The 25,117-nt window shown below is 67.3% G+C and carries 22 protein-coding genes; 15 read left to right on the top strand and 7 right to left on the bottom strand.

Annotated elements, in window-relative coordinates; translation table 11 throughout:
* Window positions 1-3 precede the first annotated feature (3 nt).
* From ACWEKS_RS13610 to ACWEKS_RS13580, 7 genes are all read left to right on the top strand, one after another.
* A complete protein-coding gene (locus tag ACWEKS_RS13610) occupies window positions 4-2,757 on the top strand; it encodes an ABC transporter permease subunit (RefSeq protein WP_452340353.1) in 2,754 nt (917 codons plus the stop codon).
* A gap of 3 nt (window positions 2,758-2,760) precedes the next feature.
* Window positions 2,761-3,498 (top strand): ABC transporter ATP-binding protein, encoded by a 738-nt coding sequence (locus ACWEKS_RS13605; protein WP_452340352.1) that lies wholly within the window; start codon window positions 2,761-2,763, stop codon window positions 3,496-3,498.
* 404 nt (window positions 3,499-3,902) lie between these two features.
* Window positions 3,903-4,850 (top strand): SMP-30/gluconolactonase/LRE family protein, encoded by a 948-nt coding sequence (locus ACWEKS_RS13600; protein ID WP_452340351.1) that lies wholly within the window; start codon window positions 3,903-3,905, stop codon window positions 4,848-4,850.
* A 37-nt stretch (window positions 4,851-4,887) separates the two neighbouring features.
* On the top strand, window positions 4,888-5,793 hold the full coding sequence (locus tag ACWEKS_RS13595; protein ID WP_452340350.1) for an SDR family NAD(P)-dependent oxidoreductase: 906 nt from the start codon (window positions 4,888-4,890) through the stop codon (window positions 5,791-5,793).
* A gap of 32 nt (window positions 5,794-5,825) precedes the next feature.
* Window positions 5,826-7,055: a cytochrome P450 gene (locus ACWEKS_RS13590; protein ID WP_452340349.1), complete on the top strand. Its 1,230-nt coding sequence runs from the start codon at window positions 5,826-5,828 to the stop codon at window positions 7,053-7,055.
* A 10-nt stretch (window positions 7,056-7,065) separates the two neighbouring features.
* Complete coding sequence (locus ACWEKS_RS13585; RefSeq protein ID WP_452340348.1) at window positions 7,066-7,386, top strand: 2Fe-2S iron-sulfur cluster-binding protein; 321 nt, start codon at window positions 7,066-7,068, stop codon at window positions 7,384-7,386.
* 3 nt (window positions 7,387-7,389) lie between these two features.
* Window positions 7,390-8,670 carry an NAD(P)/FAD-dependent oxidoreductase gene (locus ACWEKS_RS13580; RefSeq protein ID WP_452340347.1) on the top strand — a complete coding sequence of 427 codons (1,281 nt, stop codon included), beginning with the start codon at window positions 7,390-7,392 and terminating at the stop codon, window positions 8,668-8,670.
* Between the two features lie 72 nt (window positions 8,671-8,742).
* Here ACWEKS_RS13580 and ACWEKS_RS13575 read toward each other — a convergent pair whose 3' ends face one another.
* The 6 genes from ACWEKS_RS13575 to ACWEKS_RS13550 are packed head-to-tail and all read right to left on the bottom strand — an operon-like array spanning window position 8,743 to window position 14,761.
* Entirely contained in the window at window positions 8,743-9,714 is a 972-nt protein-coding gene (locus ACWEKS_RS13575) for an alpha/beta hydrolase (RefSeq protein ID WP_452340346.1), read from the bottom strand.
* Window positions 9,711-10,433 carry a GntR family transcriptional regulator gene (locus ACWEKS_RS13570; RefSeq protein ID WP_452340345.1) on the bottom strand — a complete coding sequence of 241 codons (723 nt, stop codon included), beginning with the start codon at window positions 10,431-10,433 and terminating at the stop codon, window positions 9,711-9,713. The genes ACWEKS_RS13575 and ACWEKS_RS13570 overlap by 4 nt, the downstream gene beginning before the upstream one ends.
* Window positions 10,430-11,707 (bottom strand): CaiB/BaiF CoA transferase family protein, encoded by a 1,278-nt coding sequence (locus ACWEKS_RS13565; protein ID WP_452340344.1) that lies wholly within the window; start codon window positions 11,705-11,707, stop codon window positions 10,430-10,432. The genes ACWEKS_RS13570 and ACWEKS_RS13565 overlap by 4 nt, the downstream gene beginning before the upstream one ends.
* Window positions 11,704-12,804, bottom strand: coding sequence for an acyl-CoA dehydrogenase family protein (locus tag ACWEKS_RS13560; RefSeq protein WP_452340343.1), 1,101 nt, complete (start codon window positions 12,802-12,804; stop codon window positions 11,704-11,706). The genes ACWEKS_RS13565 and ACWEKS_RS13560 overlap by 4 nt, the downstream gene beginning before the upstream one ends.
* Window positions 12,801-13,964, bottom strand: coding sequence for an acyl-CoA dehydrogenase family protein (locus ACWEKS_RS13555; protein WP_452340342.1), 1,164 nt, complete (start codon window positions 13,962-13,964; stop codon window positions 12,801-12,803). The genes ACWEKS_RS13560 and ACWEKS_RS13555 overlap by 4 nt, the downstream gene beginning before the upstream one ends.
* A complete protein-coding gene (locus tag ACWEKS_RS13550; RefSeq protein WP_452340341.1) occupies window positions 13,961-14,761 on the bottom strand; it encodes an enoyl-CoA hydratase-related protein in 801 nt (266 codons plus the stop codon). Before ACWEKS_RS13550 ends, ACWEKS_RS13555 begins: the two co-directional genes overlap by 4 nt.
* A 135-nt stretch (window positions 14,762-14,896) precedes the next feature.
* Here ACWEKS_RS13550 and ACWEKS_RS13545 point away from each other — a divergent pair, with 135 nt between their 5' ends.
* The 3 genes from ACWEKS_RS13545 (at window position 14,897) to ACWEKS_RS13535 (ending at window position 17,709) form a co-directional block, all read left to right on the top strand.
* Complete coding sequence (locus tag ACWEKS_RS13545; protein WP_452340340.1) at window positions 14,897-15,655, top strand: SDR family NAD(P)-dependent oxidoreductase; 759 nt, start codon at window positions 14,897-14,899, stop codon at window positions 15,653-15,655.
* On the top strand, window positions 15,652-16,050 hold the full coding sequence (locus ACWEKS_RS13540; protein WP_452340339.1) for a VOC family protein: 399 nt from the start codon (window positions 15,652-15,654) through the stop codon (window positions 16,048-16,050). The genes ACWEKS_RS13545 and ACWEKS_RS13540 overlap by 4 nt, the downstream gene beginning before the upstream one ends.
* Before the next feature lie 99 nt (window positions 16,051-16,149).
* Window positions 16,150-17,709, top strand: coding sequence for an FAD-dependent oxidoreductase (locus ACWEKS_RS13535; RefSeq protein ID WP_452340338.1), 1,560 nt, complete (start codon window positions 16,150-16,152; stop codon window positions 17,707-17,709).
* Window positions 17,710-17,752: 43 nt separating this feature from the next.
* On the opposite strand, the gene ACWEKS_RS13530 is transcribed toward ACWEKS_RS13535, so the two are convergent.
* Window positions 17,753-18,556 carry an IclR family transcriptional regulator gene (locus ACWEKS_RS13530; protein ID WP_452340337.1) on the bottom strand — a complete coding sequence of 268 codons (804 nt, stop codon included), beginning with the start codon at window positions 18,554-18,556 and terminating at the stop codon, window positions 17,753-17,755.
* 235 nt (window positions 18,557-18,791) lie between these two features.
* Here ACWEKS_RS13530 and ACWEKS_RS13525 point away from each other — a divergent pair, with 235 nt between their 5' ends.
* The 5 genes from ACWEKS_RS13525 to ACWEKS_RS13505 all read left to right on the top strand — a co-directional run bounded on the left by ACWEKS_RS13525 (window position 18,792) and on the right by ACWEKS_RS13505 (window position 25,114).
* Window positions 18,792-19,865 carry a 2Fe-2S iron-sulfur cluster-binding protein gene (locus ACWEKS_RS13525; protein ID WP_452340336.1) on the top strand — a complete coding sequence of 358 codons (1,074 nt, stop codon included), beginning with the start codon at window positions 18,792-18,794 and terminating at the stop codon, window positions 19,863-19,865.
* Between the two features lie 141 nt (window positions 19,866-20,006).
* Window positions 20,007-21,203: a Rieske 2Fe-2S domain-containing protein gene (locus ACWEKS_RS13520; protein WP_452340335.1), complete on the top strand. Its 1,197-nt coding sequence runs from the start codon at window positions 20,007-20,009 to the stop codon at window positions 21,201-21,203.
* A 40-nt stretch (window positions 21,204-21,243) separates the two neighbouring features.
* Entirely contained in the window at window positions 21,244-22,428 is a 1,185-nt protein-coding gene (locus ACWEKS_RS13515; RefSeq protein WP_452340334.1) for an acyl-CoA dehydrogenase family protein, read from the top strand.
* A 27-nt stretch (window positions 22,429-22,455) separates the two neighbouring features.
* Complete coding sequence (locus ACWEKS_RS13510) at window positions 22,456-23,406, top strand: VOC family protein (RefSeq protein ID WP_452340333.1); 951 nt, start codon at window positions 22,456-22,458, stop codon at window positions 23,404-23,406.
* A gap of 70 nt (window positions 23,407-23,476) precedes the next feature.
* Entirely contained in the window at window positions 23,477-25,114 is a 1,638-nt protein-coding gene (locus ACWEKS_RS13505) for a flavin-containing monooxygenase (protein WP_452340332.1), read from the top strand.
* Window positions 25,115-25,117: the final 3 nt, after the last annotated feature.

Raw genomic sequence — 25,117 nt, 5'->3', positions numbered from 1 at the left:
GCCATGACAGACCATCTTTCCTACCTCGTGCTCGGCCTCGGAAACGGGGCGGTGTACGCGGCGATCGGGCTCGCGCTCGTGATGACCTTCAAGAGCTCGGGTGTGGTGAACTTCGCGACCGGCACGGTCGCGCTGTACACCGCCTACACCTATGCCCTGCTCCGCAAGGGAGAGCTGCTGGTTCCGATACCGGGACTGCCCAAATCGATCCATCTCGGTGGGCCGCTGGGCCTCCTCCCGGCCATGGCGATCTCTCTGGCCTTCGCCGCCGTCCTCGGAGTGCTCTGCTACGCGCTGGTGTTCCGGCCGATGCGCACAGCCTCAGTGGTGGCGAAGGCGGTCGCGTCGATCGGGTTGATGATCGTGATCCAGGCGATGATCGCCCAGCGGGTCGGCACAGGGCTGGTCGCGGTCCGGCCCATCTTCGCGCTCAACACCTTCCACATCGGGAGCCGGACCGTGCCCACCGACCGGATCTGGCTCGCGGTGTCGATCCTCGGCATCGCCATCGTCGCCACGGTCGTCTTCCGCTTCACCCGTTTCGGTGTCGCGACCGAAGCCGCAGCGGAGTCGGAGAAAGGCGCATACCTGACCGGGCTGTCACCGGACCGGATCGCCTTCAGCAACTGGGCGCTGTCCTCGGTGGTCGCGGGCCTGGGCGGCATCCTGATCGCACCGCTGGTGGCGCTCAATCCCGTCGCCTACTCGATGTTCATCGTGCCCGCGCTGGCGGCCACCCTGGTCGGCAACTTCCGATCGATCTGGCTGACCGTCGCGGCGGGCATCGTGATCGGGGCGCTGCAGGCCGAGGCCACGAACCTGCGCGGACTCTACAGCTGGATGCCGGATTCCGGTACGGCCGAGGGGATTTCGCTGCTCCTCATTCTGGGCTTCCTGGTCGTGAAGGGACAGCCGTTGCCCGACCGCGGCAGCGTGGTGCGCAAATCGCTCGGCCGCGCACCGAGACCCGACCACATCGCGATTCCCGCGGGGCTCGCCCTGGTCGGGGCCGTGGTGGCGTTGACGGCGACCTCGGGCAGCTATCGTGCGGCCGTCGTCAGCAGCATCATCTTCGGGGTGCTGGCCCTGTCGCAGGTGGTGGTCACCGGGTACGCGGGCCAGATCTCGCTCGCCCAGCTCACCTTGGCAGGCGTCTCGGCGTACGCGTTGAGCGTAGTGAATCAGCATCTGGGAATAGGGTTTCCGTTCGCACCGATCCTGTCCGCGTTGTTCGCGACCATGGTGGGCGTGGTGGTCGGGGTGCCCGCGCTGCGGGTACGCGGCCTGCCGCTCACAGTGGTGACCCTGGCCCTGGCGATGTTCGTGGAGGCGTTCTGGTTCCGAAATCCCGGGCTCAACGGAGGCGTCGCCGGCGCGACGATCGATACGCCACGGCTGTTCGGAGTCGACCTCGGAATCGGTGTGGGACATGCGTATCCGCGGATCGCGTTCGGGCTGCTCTGTCTTCTCGTTCTCACCCTGGCCGGGCTGGCCGTGGCGTGGCTGCGGCGCAGCGGCCTCGGCACCGACATGCTCGCCGTCCGCGCCAACGAGCGGTCGGCGGCGGCCGCGGGCATCGATGTCGCGCGCACCAAGCTGATCACCTTCGCGATCGGCGCGTTCATCGCGGGACTGGCGGGCGCGCTGCTCGGATACCAGCAGCGGCTGGCCACGCCGGAGCCGTTCACGGTCTTCGCGGGGATCGGGTTGTTCGCGGTCATGTACATCGCGGGCGTCACCTCGATCACCGGCGCGATCCTGGCCGGTGTCATGGCTCCGGGCGGCGTGGTGTACCTGCTGGTCGATCGCTTCCTGCACATCGGTGACTACTACGCGGTGCTCAGCGGCGTGCTGCTCATAGTCACGGTGATGACCAACCCGGACGGCATCGCCGACAAATTGCCGCGGATCCGGTGGCCCGAACTCCGGCGCGCGGAACGCATCCCGCCCGGCGAGGCGGCGGTGGAAGCTCCACCGCACCGCAACCCGGACACCCCGCTGCTGTCGGTCGAGGGAGTGAGCGTCTCCTACGGGGCGGTGGTCGCGGTGTCGGATGTCAGCTTCGAGGTGTTCCCCGGTGAGATCGTCGGCCTGATCGGGCCGAACGGCGCGGGCAAGACCACCCTGATCGACGCGGTCACCGGCTTCGCCTCGGCGGGCGGTGCGATCACCCTGAACGGCGCCGCGATCTCGGGAACCCCGCCGCATCGGCGCAGCCGATCGGGTCTGGGCCGCAGCTTTCAGGACGTGGAACTCTACGACGACCTCACCGTCGCGGAGAACGTCCAGGTCGGCGCCTCCAGGTCGCGGTCGAAACTGCCTGTTTCCCAGCGTGTCTCACGAGTCCTGTCGGTGCTGGGACTGAGCGGCATGGCCGACGCCACGGCCGCCTCGCTGTCACAGGGGCAGCGACAGCTGGTCTCGATGGCGCGCGTGCTGGCCGCCGTGCCGACCGTGGCGCTGCTCGACGAACCGGCCGCCGGTCTCGACAGCAGCGAAAGCCGTTGGCTCGGAGAGAGATTGCGCTCCGTTCGCGACGAGGGCGCGGCCATCCTGCTGGTGGATCACGATATGGAGCTGGTGCTCACCATCTGCGACCGGGTGATCGTGCTCGATCTGGGCAAGGTCATCGCCAGCGGCCCGCCGGAATCGATCCGGACGAACCCGGAGGTATTGCGGGCCTACCTCGGCGGCCCCGCCGACCCCGACACCGCGCCCGAGCCGCGGACAGGCGCACTCACCAGTCAGGAGGCATGAGCCATGACCGCCTTGGAATGCCGTGGCCTCACCGCCGGCTATCTGGAGCAGCGACCGTGCTTGCGCGGCGTGGATCTGAGCCTGCGCGCGGGAGAGATCACCTGTCTGCTGGGGCCCAACGGCGCGGGCAAGACCACCCTGCTGACAACGCTCGCAGGTCTGCTGCCGCGGGCGGGCGGCGAAGTCCGCGTCGGCGAGCGCGATCTCGCCGGCGGCAGTCCCCGGACCGCGGTGCGCGCGGGCATGGTGTTGGTCCCCGACGACCGGGCGCTGTTCCGCCAGTTGAGCACTCGGCAGAATCTGCTGCTCGCGGTCACCGAGCGAAGTCGGCGACGCTCCGCGATCGACGAGGTCCTCGAATACTTTCCGGCGCTGGAGAAGCGGCTGTCGGTCGATGCCGGTCGATTATCCGGCGGCGAACAGCAGATGTTGGCCATCGGACGCGCGATCCTGCAGCGGCCCAAGGTATTGCTCATCGACGAGCTGAGCATGGGTCTCGCCCCGGTTATCGTGGCCGAGATCCTCGCGGTGCTGCGCACTCTCGCCGACGCGGGCATGAGCGTGCTGTTGGTCGAACAGCACGTGCAGCTGGCATTGGGTGTCGCCGACCATGGCACGATTCTTGTGCACGGGACGGTCGCCGATTCCGATACGGCGGCCGTGCTGCGGGAAGATCCGCAACGGATCGAGCGGGCGTACCTCGGAGCGGTCGCCGAGGAAGCGGCCGAATCCGTGTCCTGAACGCTAACGACATTGCCGCCCAACATATATCGGGCGACGTTGTGAATCCGTCGTAGACAGCCCTCGATCCTGTGGCCGGGATCGAGGGCCTTGGCATGGTCACGGCAGCTTGGCGCCGCGCCGATTCGACGTCCCGGGAGCGATTACGACGTGGTCGGCGGAACGCCCTCATGGAGCTCTCCCGCTCAATGGGAGAGCGTCGGCTGACGCGGATCGCGGAAACCTATCGTCCTGACATGCCATGCACCTGTGACGCAGTTCACCGCCGTGAACTCGGTGCACCGGACCTGGCAAGCCATCGCCGTCGCATCCGCCGGTAGCCGTGGCAGGTGTGTGCCGCGGCATCGAAATCGCCACGGTCACACCGACTTTCCGTCCCTATCACCGTTGCTGGAGGGCCCATCATGACCAATCCCGTCGACATCGTCGCCACGGCCGTGGCCGCGGCCAAAGCCCCGACCCACGAGGCTCGCAGGATCTCGACCGGATATTCCTGGCCGGAGTGCCCGCGATGGCACGAGGGCACCTTCTGGTTCTCGGACATGTACACCGGAACGCTGAAGACTCTGGACGCGGACGGCAACGCCACCGTCGTCATCGACGCCAACGCCCGGGCCGCCGACACCGACGTCCCGATCGTGCTGGGCGGATTCGGCTGGCTGCCCGATGGTCGGCTGATCGTGGTATCGATGCACGAGAAGCTGGTGCTGATCCACGGCGGAGCGGGACCCGAGGACCTGTCGGTGTACGCCGACATCTCTGCGCACTGCCCCGCAGCCGCCAATGACATGGTGGTCGATGCCGACGGCCGTGCCTACATCACACAGCTCGGTTTCGACCTGTTCAAGGGCGAGGAACCCACGCCGTCACCGTTGATCGTGGTGGAGCCGGACGGCACCGTCGGGACCCCGGAGAAGGTCGGTCCGCTGCTGTGCGCCAACGGAATCGCCATCAGCGCCGACGGCACCCGGGTCTACACCGCCGAGGTGATGGCATACAAGATCACCGTGATGGATCGCGCCGCCGACGGCGCGCTGTCCAATCCTCGGCAATTCGCCGCCTGCCCCTTCATGCCGGACGGGATCGGCCTCGACGCCGAAGGTGGCGTGTGGGCGGCCCTGCCGGGCGGCGGCTTTGTCGTGCGCTTCACCGAGGAGGGCATCACCGACGCGGTTCCGCTGCCCCTGGAGAACGGCATCGCCTCCGCCTGCCTGCTCGGCGGCGACGACCGCAGCACCCTCTACCTGACCGCCGGCTTCGAGGTCTTCGACTTCGAGAAGTCCGCCCGGGAAGCGCTTGGCGGCATCTGGGTGGCGGATGTGCCGCAGCACGGCGGCTACACCCGCCCCTGACCCGCCCACCGAATTCACAGAGCTCGAGGAAAAGACAATGGCAACACTGGATTTCAGCGACCGCATCGTTATCGTGACCGGCGCGGGCCGGGGCATCGGCCGGGCGCACGCGCTGCTGCTCGCCGCTCGTGGCGCCTCGGTCGTGGTCGGCGATCTCGGCGCACGCATCGACGGTTCCGGCGTGGACGGTGACGATCCCGCCGCGCAGGTGGTCGCCGAGATCACCGCCGCCGGTGGCAAAGCGGTCGCCTGCGCCGCCGACGTCGCCACCGAGGACGGCGCTCGCGCCCTCGTCGAGACGGCGGTCTCCCACTACGGAGGGCTGACCAGCGTGGTGAACAACGCCGGCATCGTGCGCACCGCGCCGTTCGACGAGGTGCCCGACGAGGAGTACCAACGCCATCTCGATGTGCACTACTTCGGCACGTTGCGTGTGTGTCGGGCGGCGTGGCCGCACCTGACGAAGGCCGAAGCGCCGAGCATCGTCAACACCATTTCCCAAGCGATGCTGGGCAATCCGGGAATGTCGCACTACGGCGGTTCCAAGGGCGCGGTATTCGGCCTGACCCGCAACCTCGCACTCGAAGGTCTGGCGAAGGGGATCAAGGTGAACGCGGTTGCTCCCGGCGCGGGCACCCGGATGGCCGAAGCCGCCGCCGACACGCTGTCCCCGGAGATCATGGAGTACATGCGCACCTCGCTGCTGCCCGAGCACATCGCTCCGGTGGTGGCCTATCTGCTGCACCCCAGCAGCAACATCAACGGTGAGGTGTTCAATGTCGCCGGCGGCATCGTGAACCGGCTGGCGCTGGTCAACACCGTGGGCATCCACGATCCCGGCCTGACCGTCGAAACCGTCGCTGAACGGATCGACGAGATCGTGGCGATCACCCCCGACGCCACGCCGCAGGTCGTCGCTCCGGCGCAGATGCCGGTCTCTTGATCCGCCCCCGCACTCCTGACTGGATTCCGCTGATGAGTACAACCGATACGGTCACGCCGACCGACTACCCCTTCGAACCGGTGCCGCCGCAGGACGCGGTCGCCCGGTATCGGGCCATCGCCGCCGAGCGGCCGATGACGAAGATGACCATGCCCTACGGTGGCGACGTCTGGGTCATCCACCGCAATGCCGCCGCTCGCCAGATGCTGAGCGACGCGCGTTTCGTCCGGGAACCGTTCCGTACCGGCGAGCGCGTGGTGCCCTACTTCGTCGAATTCCCCGACTTCCTCAGGACCACACTGCAATTCGAGGATCCTCCGCACCACACCAAGCTGCGCAAACTCGTCCAGCGCTCCATTTCGCCCAAACGGGTGAAGGCGATGCGGGATTCGGCGATCGAGTTCGCCAACCAGCTCATCGACGAGATGGTCGCCAAGGGCGCACCGACGAACCTGGTGCACGACTACGCGGTCGCGCTGCCGATCCAGATGCTGGCCAACCTGCTCGGTGTGCCGCCGGAGGACCGGGCGAAGTTCCAGAAATGGAGTTCCGCGACGCTCGCGGTGGCGAACATGCCCCAAGAGGAAGCCGTCGCCAACATGACCGAACTGGTCGTGTACATGATGGCGCTGATCGAGGAACGCCGGAAGAACCCGCGCGAGGATCTGCTCAGCGATCTGGCCAATGCCCGCGACAAGGACGACAGCCTCACCGACGGTGAGATCCTTCCGATCGCGCTGGTACTGATCATCGGCGGCTTCGACAACACGGCCAACTTCATATGCGCCGGCGTCCTCTCGCTGTTGCGAAATCCCGACCAGCTCGAGCTGTTCCTGCGGGATCCGGACACCATCGCGCCCACCGCGGTCGAGGAGGTCCTTCGCCACGGTCGAATGGCGTTGGGCAACAAGGTCGCCGGTGGCGGCGGGATGGTGCCGTTCGTAGCGACCGAGGACGTGGAGATCGACGGTCAGGTGATCGCGCGCGGCGAGGCCGTGCTGTTCGACCCCGCGGCGGTGGCACACGACGGGGTGGCCCTCGACCGTGACGACGCGTTCGACATCACGCGCAGCAACAATCCGCATCTGACTCTGAGCTACGGATTGCACCACTGCCTCGGCGCGCCGCTGGCGAGGATGGAGATGCAGGTCGGTCTCGCCGAGCTGTTCAAGCGGCTACCCGGGTTGGCCCTCGACGGCGAGGCGGTCGTCGACAAGGACAACCTCACTCAGCCGATCGTCGATCTACCGGTGACCTGGTAGGAGCGTATCGATGCCCAAAGTGTTCTACACCCAGCCCGACGGCGCGGTGCGGGTCGTCGACGGCGCCGCAGGCGATTCGGTCATGTCCACGGCAGTCAAGAACGGCGTGAACGGCATCGTCGGCCAGTGCGGCGGGACCTTGTCGTGCGCGACGTGCCACGTGTATCTCGAGCCCGCGGAACTGCGGTACTTCCCGGAGCCCTCCGAGGACGAGGACGAGATGCTCGACTGCACGGCCTCCGATCGCGAGGACAATTCCCGGCTGTCGTGCCAGCTGACACTGTCGGACGGACTCGACCTGCACGTCATCATCCCCGACGAGCAGGTCTGAACGATGGGCGCATCCAAAGACGAGCCGGGAGTGTCGGTGCGGCCGCGCAGCATCGTGGTGGTCGGCGCCTCCCACGCCGGAGTACAGCTCGCCGATCGCCTGCGTGGCGGCGGCTACACCGGCGAGCTCACGCTGATCTCGCACGAACCGCACCTGCCGTATCAGCGCCCGCCGCTGTCGAAGGCGTGGCTCGAGGGCAAGGCCACCAGTGAATCGGTGCTGCTGCGGGAACCGGATCATTACCGGGACAACAAGATAGAGCTGATCACCGGGGCTCGGGTCGAGTACGTCGAGCGGATACCGCACGGTGTCGCCATGCGATTCCGCCGCGAGGGCAACGCGGTGATCCGGGGATTCGATCGATTGGTGCTGGCCACCGGGGCACAGCCGAGGCGGCTGCGGCTGCCCGGCGCCGATCATCGCGATGTGCTCGTGTTGCGTGATCTGGACGATGCCCGGTCACTCGCCGCACGGGTGCCCGCCGGGCCCGTTGTCGTCATCGGTGGCGGGTTCGTCGGTCTGGAGGTCGCCGCCACCGCGCGCGCCCTCGGTGCCGAGGTGACCGTGATTGAGGCGGGGGAGCGGCTGCTGGCCCGGGCGGTGGGTGCGGACACGGCCGCGACCCTGCTCGCCGCCCATCGGGCGATGGCGACCGACGTCGTGCTCGGGGACCTTCCGGTCTCGATCACGCACCGCGACAACCGTGTTCACGCGGTGCGACTCGAGAGCGGCCGGGAGATCCCGGCCGCGACGGTGGTGGTGGGCATCGGCGCGGAGGCGCGCACCGAGCTCGCCGAACAACTCGGTTTGGAACGCGACGGCGGGATCGTGGTCGACGAACAGTGTCTGGCCTCCGACGGCTGGACGCTCGCCATCGGTGACTGTGCGACGCACGTGTCCGGGTCCGGTGTCCGCTACCGGCTCGAATCGGTGGACAACGCGATCGAGCAGGCGAACAGGGCCGCGATGGTGCTGCTGGGCGAGCCTTCCCCGCAGCCGACCGCCCCGTGGTTCTGGTCGGATCAAGGCGATCAGAAGTTGCAGATCGTCGGCCTGATCGGCGGACACACTTCCATGCTGGTCCGGGTGGATCCGCATCGACCGCAGCGGCGGGTGGCCCTGTACTTCGCCGACGATGCCCTCGTCGCCGCCGAATGCCTGAATTCGCCCGCGGATTTCGTGGTTCTGCGGGCGGCGTTGAGCCGTGGTCACCGACCCGGCCCGGCGGCGCTGGCAGACGTCACGATTCCGCTGAAGAAGCTGCTGGCTCCGGTGCGGAGCTGAGCAGCCGTTCGAAAGCAGTGAAGGCGGACCATCGGCCCGCCTTCACTGCTTTCCGCCGGCATCGGCCGCCGATCAGCGCCCCATTCGGAAGCGTGCGGAAACCACCGCACCCACCTCCGCGATCGCCGCCCGACCACGGGCAACCGAGGGAGCCTGCATGGCGAAGCCGTGGCCCACACCCGGATAGCGCATCTGCACCGTCGGCACGCCGGCCTCGCGTAGGCGATCGCCGTATGCCTCGACACTGTCGCGGATCGGGTCGGCGTAGCCGACGGCGATGACAGCCGGGGGCAGGTCGGCCAGGGAATCCGCAAGTGCCGGAACACCATACGCGTTGTCGGCTGCCGGATCCGGGCCCAGATAGAGGCTCTTCATCCAGTCGATGTCCTCAGCGGTGAGGAACGGCGAGTCGCCGAATTCGCGCATGGAGGGCCGGTCGGTGCGGCGTTCGACGCCGGGATAGAACAGCACCTGCTGGGCGATGGCCGGGCCGCTCTCGTCACGGCTGCGCAAGGCGGTCGCCGCTGCCAGCCCGCCTCCCGCGCTGTCGCCGCCGACCCCGATCCGGGCCGGGTCGACGCCCCAGTCCGCGGTGGTGTCGACTACCCAGCGCAACGCGGCGTAGGCCTCGTCGTTGGCCACCGGGAAGCGGTGTTCGGGCGCGAGACGGTAGTCGACATTGAACAACACCGCCCCGGTCGCATCGGCGACATCGCGAGCGAGCCGGTCGAAGGACTGCAGTGTGCCCATGATCATCCCGCCGCCGTGATACCAAACCAGCGCGGGCGCTTCGGTTTCCGGGGCGGTGAGGGGATGGTAGACGCGGACCGGGACGGCGCCGTGCGGTCCGTCGAAGGAGGTGTCGCGCACGGTACGCATCTGCGGACCCGGCGGGCGCACAATGGATTCCAGGGCGCTGCGTGCAGCCTCGACGCCGAGGGCGTGCATGGGGCCGGACTTGCCCACCCGCACCCTGTCCACGATGACGGCGACGTCGGGATCCCACGCGAAGCGGTAAGACTGATATCCGGTCGATACGGTCACGATTCACTCCTCGGAACGGCGGGATCGGCTGCGGAACGCGTGGCGCGCAACATCATCCCGGTACTGGTCTCCCCACCGCGCCGGTGCTCGTTCATCAATTCGACGAGCCGCGCGTTGTCGTGGCGGGTCAACGCTTCGATCATCTGGTCGTGTTCGGCCACGACGCGAGCGCGCGCGGCCGGGTCGTACAGGTAGGCGGCGTGATAGGGCATCGCCAACGTCCACAGGCGGCGGATCTCGGCGACTACCAGATTCAGCGGGGATCGTTCGAAGATCGCGAAATGGAAGGCGTGGTTCTGTAGTCGCATCGCGAGTACATCGCCCTGCTGGGCGGCTTCGACCACCAGTTCGGCGGCGCGGGTGACCTCGGCGAGGACCTCGGCGGGAAACGCCGGAAGCGACAGCAGCACCTCGCGTTCCAGGACGGCTCGCATCAGGTAGATCTGGTCGAAGTCCGACTGCTGCAGCCGCGCCACCGTGTAGCCCACATTATGTTCGTGCTCCACCAGGCCTTCCGCGGCCAGATGGCGCAGGGCCTCACGGATCGGCAGCCGACTGACCCCGAGGCGATCGGCCATCAGCACCTGACGGATCGGCTGACCGGGCAACAATTCGCCGGTCACGATCATCCGTTCCAGTTCCGCGACCACCCGCACGGCGGCCTGGCCGACTCCGCGGCCTGGATCCGTCTGCGTGACACTTTCGATTGGGCTGCTCACGGGTCTCCGAAGATACCAGCCGAACGCAAGTCGGCGATCCGCTCGGCGGGGTATCCCATCGACGCCAGCACCACGGTGGTGTCGGCGCCGCGTGGCACCGCGGGGCGCGGCCGCCGGGAGGGCGAGCGGCTCAGTGAGATCGGCACCCCGACGCCGCGATAGTCCGGTTCCTCGATGAACAGGTCGCGATGGCGTGCCTGCGGGGACCGCAGGGCTTCGTCGACGGTATGCACCGCGCTGGCCGCGACACCGGCCGCTTCCAGGCGGGTGGCCAGGTCGGCCCGGGTCCAGGTGGCGATCCGCTCGCCGAGCAGCGCGACAAGGTCCTCCCGGTGGGCGTATCGCTGCGCGTTGGACGCGAAGCGCGGGTCGTCGGCGAGCTCGGGGACCCCGAGAGTCTGTGTCAGCGAACGGAATTGACGATCATTGGCCGCACTGACGAAGAAGTCGCCGTCGGCGGCGCGGAAGACCTGGTAGGGGACCACGGTCGGATGGAAATCGCCCGTTCGCCGGGGGACTGTGCCGTTGGCGATCCAGTTGGCCGCGTGCGGATGCAGGACGGAGATGACCGCGTCCAGCAGCGTCATGTCGACCAGCTGCCCTTCTCCGCTGCGGTCGCGCTCCAGCAGTGCGAGCAGGATGCCGTTGACGGCCAGGTTGGCGGTGACGATATCGACGATCGGCACGCCCACACGCAGTGGGTTGCCGTCGGGGTAGCCGTTGATGCTCATCAGGCCGCCGAAGGATTGCAGCACCGCGTCGTAGCCGGGCAGACCGCCCATCGGGCCGTCGACTCCGAATCCGGTGATGCGGCAATAGATCAGCTTCGGGTGCCGCTGGGTGAGCACCGTCTCGAAATCGAATCCCCAGCGGGCCATCGTGCCCGCCTTGAAGTTCTCGATGACCACATCGGCGCCGTCGAGGAGGTGGCCGAGGATCTCGCGGCCCTCGGGAGCGCGCAGATCCAGGCAGATGTTGTCCTTGCTGTGGTTGAGGCTGCCGTAATAGGCGCTACTGGTGCCGGAATCCACGAAAGGCGGTCCCCACCCTCGGGTTTCGTCGCCCGCGGGTGCCTCCACCTTGATCACCTCGGCGCCCTGGTCAGCCAGCATCTGAGCGGTGTACGGGCCGGCCAGCACGCGGCTCAGGTCCAGCACGCGCAGGCCGGTCAGCACTCCGTTGCCGGTGGCGGTGTCCGCGGCGCGCCAGGCCGCGCGCCCGTCGACGCGTACCTCGTCGCCGGTCTCGGCGAGGACGGGCGAGATGGTGCTCATAGTGAATTTCCTTCTGCGACAGTGTGTTCGACGGGACTTTCGGCGCCGACGACGACATCCCACAGGTCGGCTCCCTCGTCGAGGATCTGACCGGCAAGCACACCGGACCAGTACTCCTCGGATCCGTGGCGCTCTCGCCAACCCCACAGGGCGGTGGTGAATCGTCCCAGGCTGTGCTCGGCGGTGAATCCGATCGCCCCGTGGATCTGATGCGCGGCGGCGGCGACCTCGCGAGCCGATACCGAGGTCACCACCTTCGCGGCGGCGATCGCCGCTCGGCGTTGTAGAGAGGCGCCGTCAACAGTCTCGGCAGCGGCAGCGGCTGCGGCGCCCATCAGCGCGGCGCGAGCGGAGAGACCAGCGAGACGTTGCTGGATGGCCTGGAATTTGGCCAGCGGACGGCCGAACTGGATGCGTTCGGCGGCGTAGCGCAGGGTGCGGTCGCGCACGGCGCCGGCGGTCGCCGCCATTGCCACCGCATAGGCCAGAGCGCCGCGTTCTTCGAGTTCTGCTGCACCGAACGGTGATTCGACGTACAGCTCCACGGGCGTCGAGTCGAACCGGTAGTCGTCGAGTGCCGCGCCGAGCAGATCGGTTCCAGGTTGCACGTGGACCCCTGCGGCGTCGGTGGCGACGATCGCGATCGATGCGCGCTCGCCCGCGGCCGTGGGCTCGAACAGTACGACGAGGCGGGCGGCGTCGCGCCCGTGCACGACGCCGGTGACGACGCCGTCGAGCACGAGGACGCCGTCGACTTCGCGTACGCCGCAACGCTTATCGGCGATCGCCACGGTGCTGGGTCCCGTCGGTGCGGTGCCGGCGCAGTCGGCCAGCAGCGGTCCGGCCAATACAGTGTGCTCGATCAGCATGGTGTTCGATCCCCGTTCGGCGGCGGCGTGCACCACCGACAGGGCATCGGCTGTCGTGCCGCCGCTGCCGCCCCGTGCTTCGGGGATGCCTATCTCGGTGAATCCGGCCTCGGCCAGCGCGTCCCACACTGCCTGATCGAGGCCGACAGCCGGAGTGGCCGTGTCGATTCCGACGCGATCGATCATCTCGGTCACGGCCGTGACCAGTTCGGCATTCGGATGAGTCATCGCAGTCCCATTCCACGCGCGACGATTCCGCGCAAGATCTCGTTCGTTCCGCCGCGCAGGGTGAACGCGGGGATGTGCAGGACGGCGGCGGCCAGCAATCGGGCGAACGGGTCGCCGCCGTCGCGGCGGGGCTGCACGTCGGCGCAGGCGCGAATCGCCTCCACCACATCGCCTTCGAAGGTCGAGCCGAGATCCTTGACGATCGCCGCGAGCACATCGGGTCTACGGCCCGCGGTCAGTTCGGCGGTGACGGCCAGCGACATCCTCCGCAATGCCCATGCCTGCGCGGTGAGTTCACCGAGAACAGTGCGCTGACGCGGAGTGGCTCCGGCATGGCGCAAGTTCTCCGCCCAGGCCCGCAGCAGCGGCATCGTCGACAGATAGCGCTCGGGCCCAGAGCGTTCGTAGGCGAGTTCGCTCATCACCTGTGCCCAGCCCGCACCACGGCGTCCGAGCAGGGCGTCCGCGCTGACGCGGGCGTCGTGGAAGACGACCTCGTTGAAATGACGGCCGCCGTCGATGCTGCGTAGCGGGCGCACCTCGATATCGGGGTGGTCGAGATCGACCAGGAATTGCGACAGACCGGTGTGACGGTCGCCGGGGCTGCCGTCGGTGCGGGCCAGCAGCACCATCGCGTGCGCGACGTGCGCGCCGGTGGTCCACACCTTGGTCCCGCTGATCGTCCACGATCCGTCGGCGTCGGCGACCGCTCTCGTTCGCACCGCGGCCAGATCCGATCCTGCATCGGGTTCGCTCATGCCGATCGCGAAGAACAGTTCACCCGCGGCGATGCCGGGCAGATAGCGTCGCTTCTGCTCCTCGGTGCCATTGGCGAGGATGCCCGGCGCCATCTGCCGGTCCGCGATCCAGTGCGCGGCGACCGGTGCGCCGTGGGCCAGCAGCTCCTCGGTGACGACGAAACGTTCGAGCAGCGAGCGTCCCTGCCCGCCATAGCGTTCGGGCATCGTCATACCGAGCCATCCGCGCCGCCCCAGCTCGGCGCTGAAAGTGGGGTCGAATCCGCTCATCCAGTTGTCGGGCGCCGGGGTGAAGGAGCCTTTGTCGATTTCGGAGCGGAGAAACGCCCGGATTTCCCCGCGCAGCAGGTCGATTCCCGATGTCGCTTCGGAAGTGCCTGGCACGGTTGCGATTTCGCTCATCGGCCCGGACCCCGCGACGACCACGACGCCTGTCCCTTGCGCGACATCGACCACATCTGCACTCCGCGTTCGATCTCGAGCGCCGAGGCCCAGCTCACCGCCGGCGGGCCGAGCTCGAGGCGGGCGCTGCTCATGATGCGGCGGGTGAGTTCGGGGTCGGCGGCGGCGGGCTTGGTGAGCTCAGCGATACGGGCATCGAGTTCGGGCTCCTCGGCCGCCAGTTGGGCCAGCCCTCGCGCGACGGCTTCGGAGCCGGTGAGCGACTGCCCGCAGGCTGCGAGCGCAATGGTTCCCGACCAGCCGACCGCACGGCCGAGCAACGCGAGATGCCCACCGCCGGGATGGATTCCGCGAGCGAGGAAGCCGCTGTCCAGGTGCGCTTCCGGCGTGACGGCCATGAGATCGGTGGCCAGGGCGAGGTTGAGCCCGGCGCCGACCGCCCCGCCGACGACCCGGGAGATGGTGGGAACCGGCAGCGAACCCACCCGGACAAACGCGCCGTACACCGCGGAGGTGCGGCGCACGGCTTCCGGTGAGGCCGGATCGGCCGAGGATGCCGCCAGATCCCTGGTGTCAGCGCCACTGCAGAAGTACTCGCCGACCGAGCGCACCACCACGGCCCCGATACCGGAATCGGTTTCAACGCGAGTGCAGAACTCGTCGATGAGCGCGGCCATCTCCAGATTGATCGCATTCTTGCGCCGCGGATTGTTGAGGGTCAGCTGGGCGACCCCGTCGGCGAACTCGGTAAGGACCGGCGGTTCGGACGGGGCGTCGACGGGTGTGTCGGTCGTCATGAGCGCCACCGTAGCAGATTGGATCCAAAATAAAATCCAATAATGATTGACAATGTGGACCGCGCTCGGCGAGTCTGCCAAGGACGGGACGCCATCCCCGGTAGTGATGGCGGAATCGACGAAAGGTGAACTCTCGTGTTCGAGTTGGATGGGCGAATCGCCCTGGTCAGCGGTGCGGGGCAGAGCGTGGGGGAGGGAATCGCCACCGTGCTCGCTCGGCAGGGGGCGACCGTCATCGTCAACGATCTGCACGCCGATCGTGCGGAGCGGGTGGCGGCGGCCATTGCAGACGAGGGCAACAGGGCGATCGTCCGGGCATTCGACGTCACCGACTACGCGGCGACCGTGGAGGCCGTGCGCTCGGCCGAAGCCGAGCTGGGCGGGCACGTCGACATCCTGGTCAACAATGCGGGGGTCGCCGAGGACCGGGTTGCGAAGCCGTTTCGGGAACTGGCTCCGGAGCAGTGGCCGCCGTCCATCGATCTCAACATCTACGGCGCGATGAACTGCATCAAAGCGGTGATCGACGGGATGTGTGACGCCGGTTGGGGTCGCGTCGTGCAGATCTCGTCGGGTAGCGCCCGCACCGGGCAGAACATCAACGTGTCGATGTACGCGACCGGCAAGAGCGGCATCGAGGGCTTCATCCGGCACCTGGCCGCCGAGACGGGTCAGTACGGCGTCACCGCCAATATTGTCGCGCTCGGCCTGCAGGCCAATCTCGTCGAGAAGATGCCACCGGAGCAGATCGAGCGACTCATCGCCGGAATTCCGATCGGCCGCCTCGGTGACCCCATCGAAGTCGGGGCATTCTGCGCCTACCTCGCCTCGAACGAGGCCGGGGGAATGACCGGGCAGACGCTGGACTTCAACGGCGGATCGCAGACACGATGAGCACGTCGCCGATCACGTTGTCGCTCACCGCTTTACGGGTCTCCAATCTGGCCGCGGCCACCGCGTTCTACACCGAGGGCTGTGGATTCGCCGAGGAACGGGCCTTCTCCACCGACGCATTCGACGTGGTGATCCTGCGGGCCGGGACCGCGGGCATCGAGCTGCTCGCGCCACGAGCGGGCCAGAGCGCACCGGACCACGGCAACATGCTGGTGAAATTGGTGCTCAACACTTCCGACGTCGCGGGCTTGCTGGCCCGCGCGTGCGCGCACGGCGGCGTCGAGGAGATGCCCGCGACGGTGCTCATCCAGCATGCGGGCCGCACCATCGGCGCAGTCCGCGATCCCGACGGGTACCTGATCGAGGTCGTCGGCCCACCCGCCGAACCTGTGTAGCAACGCTGCCATTGAGCGGGAGGGCCGGGTTCGGAGGGGACATCCGGCCCTTACTGTGACGCCGTTCACGCCCGGACCAGAGAATGGAGTGAGTCGGCGATGACCTGGGATAGTGCGTACGACGTTGTAGTGGTGGGCTCGGGTGGGGCCGCCCTCGCGGGAGCCCTTGCGGCCACCCACCGCGGCCTGTCGACCTGTGTGATCGAGAAGACCGACCGCTTCGGCGGGACATCCGCGTATTCCGGTGGCAGCGTGTGGCTTCCGGGCAACCACGTGCTCGCCCGGCAGGGCGTCGACGATTCCGTGGAGCAGGGACTGACCTACTTCTCGGCCCTCGTCGGCGACCGCACCAGCTCCGAGCTGCAGCGCGCCTACTTGGAGACCGGCCCGAGCGTGGCTGAATTCTTGGAGAACACGGCAGGCATCCCGCTCGAGCACCGGCCCTTCCCGGACTACTACGACGCCCCGGGCCGAAGTGCGAACGGGCGCAGCATCTTCGCGCAGTCGATCGAGGCCGCGGAGGTCGGCGACCGGCTCGACGATATCCGGCCGATGGTGCCGGCCGACCAGTTCGCGGTGGAGATGGACCGGTCGGTGCTCGACGGCGGCCAAGCCTGGATCGCTCGCATGGTCCTCGCACTCGACGCGTCGGGTGTGGCCGACTTGAAGCTGTCGACCCGTGTCACCGAACTGGCACAGGACGACCAGGGGCGGGTGACCGGTGTCGTCGTCACCGGGCTCGACGGCACCCGATCCCGCATCCAGGCGCGCGGGGGAGTCCTGCTCGCCGCGGGCGGATTCGAGCGTTCGCCGGAGCTGCGCGCCAAGTGGCAGGACATGCCGACCGATTGGAGCTCCTCACACCCGGACACCGGCTCCGGCGATGCTCTCGCGCTGGCCGAATCTGTCGGCGCCGCAGTCGATCTGATGGATCAGTCGTGGTGGTGCCCGGCCACGCTGTTTCCCAACGGGCATGCCGCGTTCACGCTCGGCGTGCGGGCCGGAATCATTGTCGACGCCACCGGCCAGCGCTTCGCCAACGAGATGCTGCCCTACGACCGGATGGGCCGGGCCATGCGTGAGCAGATGCTCCTCGGCCACGGCGACTCCTTCTGGTTCGTCTTCGACGATCAGCCCGGCGACATGCTGCCCGCCATCTGCGTGCCGGCGCCCAGCCGCGAGGAGCTCTTCACCGCCGGGCTGTGGCACACGGCCGACGACATTGCCACGCTCGCCGACGCGATCGGTGTGGACGCGGAGCGGTTGACCGCATCGGTGCTGCGTTTCAACGAATCTGCCGAGAAGGGGAAGGACGAGGATTTCGGTCGCGGCGAAGACCCGTTCGGCCGGTTCTTCGTCGGTGCGACATCGCCCGAGCCATGCCTGCGCCCATTGCACGGTTCCGGCTTCCACGCCGTACGACTCGTCCTCGGCGACCTCGGCACCAAGGGCGGCGCAGTCATCGATCGCGACGGCGCCGTCGAACGACCCGACGGATCGGTGATCGCGGGGCTCTACGCCGCGGGCAACTCCTCGGCCTCGGTTGCCGGACCGGTCTACCCGGGCCCGGGCGTTCCGCTCGGATCCGGAATGGTCATGGCCTACCGCGCCGCCGCGGCCATGGCAGAGCGGATCGCCGCCGCCTCCACGGCTTCCTGAATCTGGACCCGGGCCGCGATGTGCGGCCCGGGTTCTGTGGGATCTAGTGAGACGCCAAGTCGGCTGCTACGCATCGATCCCAGATTTCTCGGGCGGCTACCCGCACCGGTCCCACCAGCTTGCGGTAGTCCAGCGCAGTGACCGGCGCGCAGACCGAGATGCCGGCGCAGTTGCCGTAGATGTGCGTTGGCGGGCCGATAGATACTCCGACACAACCGATTCCGGCGAAGCACTCACCGTGATCGAACGCGGCGCCGCGGTCGCGAACGTTCGCGAGATCCTCCTCGAGCCTGGCGTCGGAGGCGATGCTCTGTGTGGTGCGCTGGACCAGCTCGCCGCCGCTGGTGTGCTGGAGTCCACGCACCACGTCAGGATTCGTGGTCGTCTGCATCCATGCCAGCTGTGCCTTTCCGACGGCCGTCAGGTGCGCGGGCACCCGCTGTCCGACGGCGGTCGGCGTCGGCCCGGACGCGCGGCCGTTGAACTTGGCCAGGTATACGGTGTCGCTGTGGTCCACGACCACACCCAACTGGATGGTGAGGCCGGTTTGCTGCGCGAAGGCCTGCATCACCGGGCGCGCGCCCTGAAGCAGCCGATTCTGGTTCAGCGCGGCCTGGCCCATTTCGTAGGCCTTCACCCCGAGCTCATAGGTCTGCTCGGGTGAGCGTGCGAGCCAACCGGCGGCGGTCAGCTGTTCGAGCAGTCGATGCGCCGACGACCGAGGAAGGCCGGTCCGGGCGGTCACCTGCGCCAGGGTCAGAGGGCCCACGCCGTTGAATGTTTCGAGCACGAGGGATATCCGCTCGACGACCGAGACCGGCACCCCGGCAGTATTTGTTGTTCTCACCAGACCTCCCGCCAGGCACCACGTCACTGTGATCCAAGCCACGGTACTACCACGTGCTTGCGTATTTCAAACAGCCTTGTCGCAGGCGGAGGGCATTTCATCGCGACGGTGAACCCTCCATCGCCGAACCCTCCCGATGAACGGAATGCCACCCCGCCGAGCGTGCCGCCGCACCGTACCCTCCCGGGGTCTCGCCGCTGATCAGGGCGAAGTCGAATCACAACCAGGAGTGCGGATGTCGACGCAAACGAGTGCAGAACCGGACGGCCGCACGGCGGCGACCTCGCCGAATTCCCGTATCGTCCGGGTCCGGATAGCGGAGGTGATCGAGGAGACCGCCGATGCGCGGTCGTTCGTCGTCGAAGCTGTCGACAAGACGGTAACCCCCGACTACCGGCCGGGGCAATTTCTCACCGTCCGGGTGCCGGATATCGGATCGGGATCGGCGCGCTGCTATTCGCTGTCGAGTTCGCCGCATATCGATGCGGCCATGAAGTTCACCGTCAAACGGGTAAAGGGCGGCCACGGATCCAACTGGCTGTGCGAAACCGTCCACGTCGGTGACGAATTGGACGTCTTGCCGCCCGCCGGGGCCTTCGTGCCCGCTTCCCTCGACGAGTCTGTCGTGCTGGTGGCCGGTGGCAGCGGAATCACGCCGATGATGTCGATCGCGAAATCGATTCTGTTCGCTGGCACGGGCGACGTCGTGCTGATCTACGCGAATCGCGACCAGGATTCGGTCATCTTCGCCGCTGGGCTGCGTGAGCTGGAAAGCCGCTTCGCCGAACGGTTTTCGGTGATCCACGTGCTGGAGTCGGTACAGGGGTATCCCACCCGGCGGTCGCTGTCGATGCTGCTGCGCCCACTGTGCGGGCGCAGCGCCTACCTGTGCGGGCCGACTCCGCTGATGGACCTCGCCGCCGAAGTGTGCGCGGAGGTCGGATTCTCGCCCGCGCGAGTGCATGCGGAGCGGTTCCTGTCTTTGCAGAGCGATCCGTTCGCCGCGCAGCCGGATCAGGAGACGGAGGCGGGCGAGGTCGTCTGCCGGGTACGGGTGTCCCTCGACGGCGCCGAGCGAGAGGTGCCGTGGACCGCGGGGCGCACTCTGCTCGACGCACTGCTCGCGGCCGGAGTCGATGCGCCCTACTCGTGCCGGGAGGGCGCGTGCAGCGCCTGCGTCTGTTCGCTCACGCAAGGGCGAGTCGACTTGGTGCGCAACGAAATTCTGACCGAGGACGATCTTGCCGAGGGTTACATTCTGGCCTGTCAGGCCCAGCCCGTCAGCGATGAGATCTCGATCGAATACTGATCCAGCGGCAAGGTCGGCGCGATATCGGGAACGAAACCATCCCATTCAGCAGGAGACTCACGTCACACCGCCTGATCCGGCTGCGACGCTGATCCCATCGCGAAAGGCTGCTCATCAGCAGCCGTCTGACCAGGAGGTATCGTGAATTCCGCGACCGAGGCCAACGAGAAGATCCGCGTCATCGACAGCGGTGTTCCGCCTGCGCGATTCGCCCGCGGCTGGCACTGCCTGGGCCTTGTTCGCAAGTTCGGCGACGGTCGGCCGCATCAGGTCTCGGCGTTCGGCACCGAACTCGTCGTCTTTCGCGGGGAGGACGGTAAACTCAACGTGCTCAACGCTTTCTGCCCGCACATGGGTGGAAACCTGGCCGACGGAACGATCAAGGGCAACGACATCGCCTGCCCCTTCCACGACTGGCGCTGGCGCGGCGACGGCAAGTGCGCGGGAATCCCCTACGCGCGGCGGGTGCCGCCTCTGGCGCGAACCAAAGCCTGGCCGACGATGGAGATCAGCGGACAGCTGTTCGTCTGGAACGACCCGCAGGGGCGTAAACCGCCCGCCGAGCTCACCATCCCGGAGATCCCGACCTACGGTGACGAGTCCTGGACCGACTGGGTCTGGAATCACGTGGACGTGGAGAACTCGCACTGCCGCGAGATCGTCGACAACGTCGTCGACATGGCCCATTTCTTCTACGTCCACTACTCCATGCCGACCTATTTCCGCAATGTCTTCGAAGGGCACACCGCGAACCAGCTCATGCGGTCGCGACCCCGGGCGGACGCTGTCGGCGTCAGTCAGAACACCAACTACAGTGCCGAAGGCCAGTCGGACGCAACGTATTACGGTCCGTCCTACATGGTGGACAAGCTGTGGAGCGCGGGTCGTGATCGCGAGGGCGAACCCAATATCTATCTGATCAATTGCCACTATCCGATCACGCCGACCTCGTTCCGGTTGCAGTACGGCGTGATGGTGGAGAAGCCGGCCGGAGTGGACGACGAGGCGGCGAACCAGATCGCGGCCGCCATCGCCAAGGGCGTGTCGATCGGCTTCGAGCAGGACGTGCAGATCTGGAAGAAGAAGGCACGCATCGACAATCCGCTGTTGTCGGAGGAGGACGGGCCCGTCTACCAGCTGCGCCGGTGGTACGAGCAGTTCTACGTCGACGTCGAGGACATCAAGCCCGAAATGGTCAACCGGTTCGAATTCGAGATCGATACCGAACGCGCCCTGCAGAACTGGCAGGCCGAGGTGGACGCCAACCTCGCCGAAGGGCGTAGCGCCATCGCCCCCAATCTGTCGGTCAACCGCGAGGAAGCCGTCGCCGGTTCCTGATCTCCGACCCCAAATTTCCCACTTCCCCAGGAGTTCTCAGATGTCTTACGCAGTGCTCGACAAAATCGTCGCCCTCGCCGACCAGATCAGCGCCGGCGCCGAGGAAGGCGAGTCGCTCGGTCGGCTGCCCGACGATATGGCCAAGGCCCTCGAGGATGCCGGGCTGATCCGGCTGCTGCAACGCAAGAAGTACAGCGGATTCGAGGCCCACCCACGGGAATTCGCGGAAACCGTGATGAAGACCGCGAGCATCTACGGTTCGGCTGGATGGGTCGGCGGCATCGTGGGCGTCCATCCATGGCAGCTCGCCTTCGCCGACCCGAAGGTCCAGGACGAGGTGCTCGGCGCCGACAACGACACCTGGCAGGCCTCGCCCTACATGCCCGGCGGCGTCGCCGTACCCCGCGACGGCGGCTATGTACTCAACGGGCGTTGGCAGTTCTCCTCCGGCACCGATCACTGCGACTGGATCTTCCTCGGCGCGCTGGTCGGCGGCGAGGACGGCAAACCGGTCATGCCGCCGCGAGGACTGCACGTGATCCTGCCCCGGTCCGACTACGAGATCGTGCCGGACTCCTGGGATGTGGTTGGACTGCGCGGCACCGGCAGCAAGGACATCCGGGTGAAGGACGCCTTCATCCCGGCATACCGGGTGATGGACTCGGCGAAGGTGATCGACGGCACCGCGGCCAAGGAGTACGGGGTTACCGAGACGCTCTACAAGATGCCGTGGTCGACCATGTTCCCGCTCGGGATCACCGCGGCGACCATCGGCATCTGCGAAGGAGTCCTGGCCGCCGGAATCGCCTACCAGCGCGACCGCGTCGGCGCCGCCGGAACTCTCATCAAGGACGACCCCTACGTCCTGCATGCCCTGGGCGAATCGGCGTCGGAGATCGACTCCGCTCGCCAGCAGTTGCTCGCCAATGTCGATCGGATCTTCGACCTGGTGGACCGTGGCGAGGAGATCGACTTCGAGACCCGGTCGCGGGTACGCCGCGATCAGGTTCGCGTCGCCTGGCGAGCGGTCCGCGCCGCCGACGAGATCTTCGACCGTGCCGGCGGCAACGCGCTGCGCATGGACAACCCGCTGCAACGGTTCTGGCGTGACGCGCACGCCGGATTGCACCACGCCATCCATGTAAGCAGCACCGTCTATCACGCGGCGGCGATGTCCGGGTTGGGCGTGGAGGTGCCGCCGGGTCCACTGCGCGTGATGATCTGACGCTTCTCGGAAAGGAACACGAGCACGATGACCGAAATCAAGGGGCTCGGCTACGTCCGCATCTTGGCGACCGACCTCGAGCGCTGGCGCGAACTCGGATTCGAGGTACTCGGTTTCGCCCCGGGCTTCGGCGTCGAGGACGACGCCCTGCACTTCCGGATGGACGAGCGACCGGCCCGCATCACCGTCGAACGCGCCGACGTGAACCGGGTCAGCGCGGTCGGCTGGGAGGTGCGTGACGGTGCCGCACTCCGGCGGCTGGCCGCGACGCTCGACGCCGCCGGATACGAGTACACGCCGATGCCGCCGGAGCTGGCCGATCAGCGCAAGGTCGAGGCTGGAATCAGCATGCGGGACCCCGGCGGCACGCCGTTGGAGTTCTTTCACGGGCCGGTGCTCGAACACAGCCCGGTGCTGACCCGATACGGCCAGCGGTTCGTGACCGCAGCCCAGGGCCTAGGGCATGTCGTCATGCCGACAACCAATTTCGACGAGTCGTACGGCTTCTACACCGAGATCCTCGGCTTCTTGCCGCGTGGTGCGTTCCGCATGCCGTCGCCGCCCGATGCCCCGCCGCAGCGGATCCGCTTCCTCGGGGTGAATCAGCGCCATCACAGCCTGGCGATCATGCCCAGCCTCGAGGGCCGCGATCCGGGACTGATCCACGTGATGGTCGAGGTCGACGAGCTGGACGCCGTTGGTCGCGCCTACGACCAGGTGATGGCACGCGATTTCCCGGTGTCCTCGACGCTGGGCCGGCACACCAACGACAAGATGATCTCCTTCTACGTTCGGGTCCCCGGCGGATGGGACATCGAGTACGGAACCGGCGGCAGGCTCGTCGACGAGGCGTACTACACCGCCGAGGAGATCACTGCCGACAGCTACTGGGGCCACGAGTGGATGTGGGCGCGGCAGGCGAAACAAGCGCAATCGATGAAACAGATCGAGCCGGACGCGCAGACCGTCGGGGCGTGACGGCCTCAGACCATCCCTATCAACCGGGTGGTTTCAGCCGCTCGCCTCATCGAGGGAAGAAGTGAATGTTGTGACAAATCAGGACACCGATTTCGACGCCGTCGTTGTCGGGGCGGGGATCTCCGGGCTCTACGCGGTGCACAAGCTGCGTGGCCGTGGGATGCGGGTGCACGGTTTCGAATCCGCCGAAGGGGTGGGCGGCACCTGGTACCACAACCGGTATCCGGGAGCACGCTGCGACGTGGAGAGTATCGACTACTCCTACTCCTTCGACGACGAACTGCAGCAGGAGTGGACCTGGTCGGAGCGTTTCGCTACGCAAGCGGAGATCCTGCGCTATCTCGAACACGTCGCCGACCGGCACGACTTGCGCTCGGACTATGACTTCCTGACCCGGGTGACCGCGACGGTCTACGACGAGCGGGCTCGGCGTTGGACCATTACCACCGACACCGGTCGCACGGTCACGGCGCGGTACTGCATTCTCGCGACGGGCGTGCTGTCGGCCACGAACAAGCCGGACATTCCGGGCCGCGACACCTTCGCCGGTGCGAGCTACCACACTGGCGAGTGGCCGCACGAACCCGTCGATTTCACGGGTAAGCGCATCGGCGTGATTGGCACCGGCTCCTCGGGCATCCAGGCGGTGCCGGTGATCGCCGAACACGCCGAGCACCTCTACGTCTTCCAGCGGACACCGAACTATTCGATTCCGGCCGGCAACCGACCGCTGGATCCCGAATTCATTGCCGAGGTGAAGGCGGATTACGCCGAGCGGCGTCGGCTGTCGCGCGTCAGCGGCGGCGGCACCCCGAACAGTCCCCACCCCAAGGGCGCACTCGAAGTCGATGCCGCCGAACGCACCAGGATCTACGACGAGTGGTGGCAGCGCGGCGGATATCTGTTCGCCAAGGCATTCCCGGACCAGACGACCAGCCTGGATGCCAACGACACCGCACGCGAATACGTCGAGGCGAAGATCCGCGAGATGGTGCGCGATCCCGAAGTCGCCGAACAGCTCATCCCTAACGATCACCCCATCGGAACCAAGCGGATTGTCACCGACGACGGCTACTTCCAGACCTACAACCGCGACAACGTGACGCTGGTGAACCTGCGTCGCACCCCGATCACCGAGATCACCGAGACCGGAGTCCGCACGACGGAGGCGTCCTACGACCTCGACGTCCTGATCTTCGCCACCGGTTTCGACGCGATGACCGGCTCGCTGTCCCAGATCGAGATCCGTGGCCGCGGCGGCCGCCAACTGAGTCAGGAGTGGGCGGCCGGCCCGCGTACTTACCTGGGCCTGGCCGTGGCGGGGTTCCCGAACATGTTCATCCTGGCCGGTCCCGGCAGCCCCAGCGTGCTGGCCAACATGGTGTTGATGGCCGAGCAGCACGTCGACTGGATCGGCGACTGCCTCGATTACCTCGACGAGCACGGATTCACCACGGTCGAGGCCACCGAGGAATCGGTCGACGAGTGGGTGGCCACCTGCAACACGGTCGCATCCCACACGTTGTTCCCGACCGCGAATTCCTGGTACATGGGCGCGAACATCCCCGGTAAGCCACGCGTCTTCATGCCCTACATCGGTGGATTCGGCAAATACAACGGGATCTGCGCCGAGGTCGCCGCCTCCGGTTACAAGGGCTTCGACCTGACCGGCACGGCGACGTCGGCTCGCACCAATCAGAGGAAGTGATCG

This window comes from Nocardia sp. NPDC004711 (assembly GCF_053601595.1).
Note: the sequence above shows the minus strand (reverse complement) of the source record. Positions and strands in the feature narration are given on the sequence as shown.

Bases quoted from the DNA above. Each gene is read 5' to 3' on its own strand.
- ACWEKS_RS13610 (WP_452340353.1), top strand. From the start codon at position 4: ATGACAGACCATCTTTCCTACCTCGTGCTCGGCCTCGGAAACGGGGCG.
- ACWEKS_RS13605 (WP_452340352.1), top strand. From the start codon at position 2,761: ATGACCGCCTTGGAATGCCGTGGCCTCACCGCCGGCTATCTGGAGCAG.
- ACWEKS_RS13600 (WP_452340351.1), top strand. From the start codon at position 3,903: ATGACCAATCCCGTCGACATCGTCGCCACGGCCGTGGCCGCGGCCAAA.
- ACWEKS_RS13595 (WP_452340350.1), top strand. From the start codon at position 4,888: ATGGCAACACTGGATTTCAGCGACCGCATCGTTATCGTGACCGGCGCG.
- ACWEKS_RS13590 (WP_452340349.1), top strand. From the start codon at position 5,826: ATGAGTACAACCGATACGGTCACGCCGACCGACTACCCCTTCGAACCG.
- ACWEKS_RS13585 (WP_452340348.1), top strand. From the start codon at position 7,066: ATGCCCAAAGTGTTCTACACCCAGCCCGACGGCGCGGTGCGGGTCGTC.
- ACWEKS_RS13580 (WP_452340347.1), top strand. From the start codon at position 7,390: ATGGGCGCATCCAAAGACGAGCCGGGAGTGTCGGTGCGGCCGCGCAGC.
- ACWEKS_RS13565 (WP_452340344.1), bottom strand. From the start codon at position 11,707: ATGAGCACCATCTCGCCCGTCCTCGCCGAGACCGGCGACGAGGTACGC.
- ACWEKS_RS13560 (WP_452340343.1), bottom strand. From the start codon at position 12,804: ATGACTCATCCGAATGCCGAACTGGTCACGGCCGTGACCGAGATGATC.
- ACWEKS_RS13555 (WP_452340342.1), bottom strand. From the start codon at position 13,964: ATGAGCGAAATCGCAACCGTGCCAGGCACTTCCGAAGCGACATCGGGA.
- ACWEKS_RS13550 (WP_452340341.1), bottom strand. From the start codon at position 14,761: ATGACGACCGACACACCCGTCGACGCCCCGTCCGAACCGCCGGTCCTT.
- ACWEKS_RS13540 (WP_452340339.1), top strand. From the start codon at position 15,652: ATGAGCACGTCGCCGATCACGTTGTCGCTCACCGCTTTACGGGTCTCC.
- ACWEKS_RS13535 (WP_452340338.1), top strand. From the start codon at position 16,150: ATGACCTGGGATAGTGCGTACGACGTTGTAGTGGTGGGCTCGGGTGGG.
- ACWEKS_RS13525 (WP_452340336.1), top strand. From the start codon at position 18,792: ATGTCGACGCAAACGAGTGCAGAACCGGACGGCCGCACGGCGGCGACC.
- ACWEKS_RS13515 (WP_452340334.1), top strand. From the start codon at position 21,244: ATGTCTTACGCAGTGCTCGACAAAATCGTCGCCCTCGCCGACCAGATC.
- ACWEKS_RS13510 (WP_452340333.1), top strand. From the start codon at position 22,456: ATGACCGAAATCAAGGGGCTCGGCTACGTCCGCATCTTGGCGACCGAC.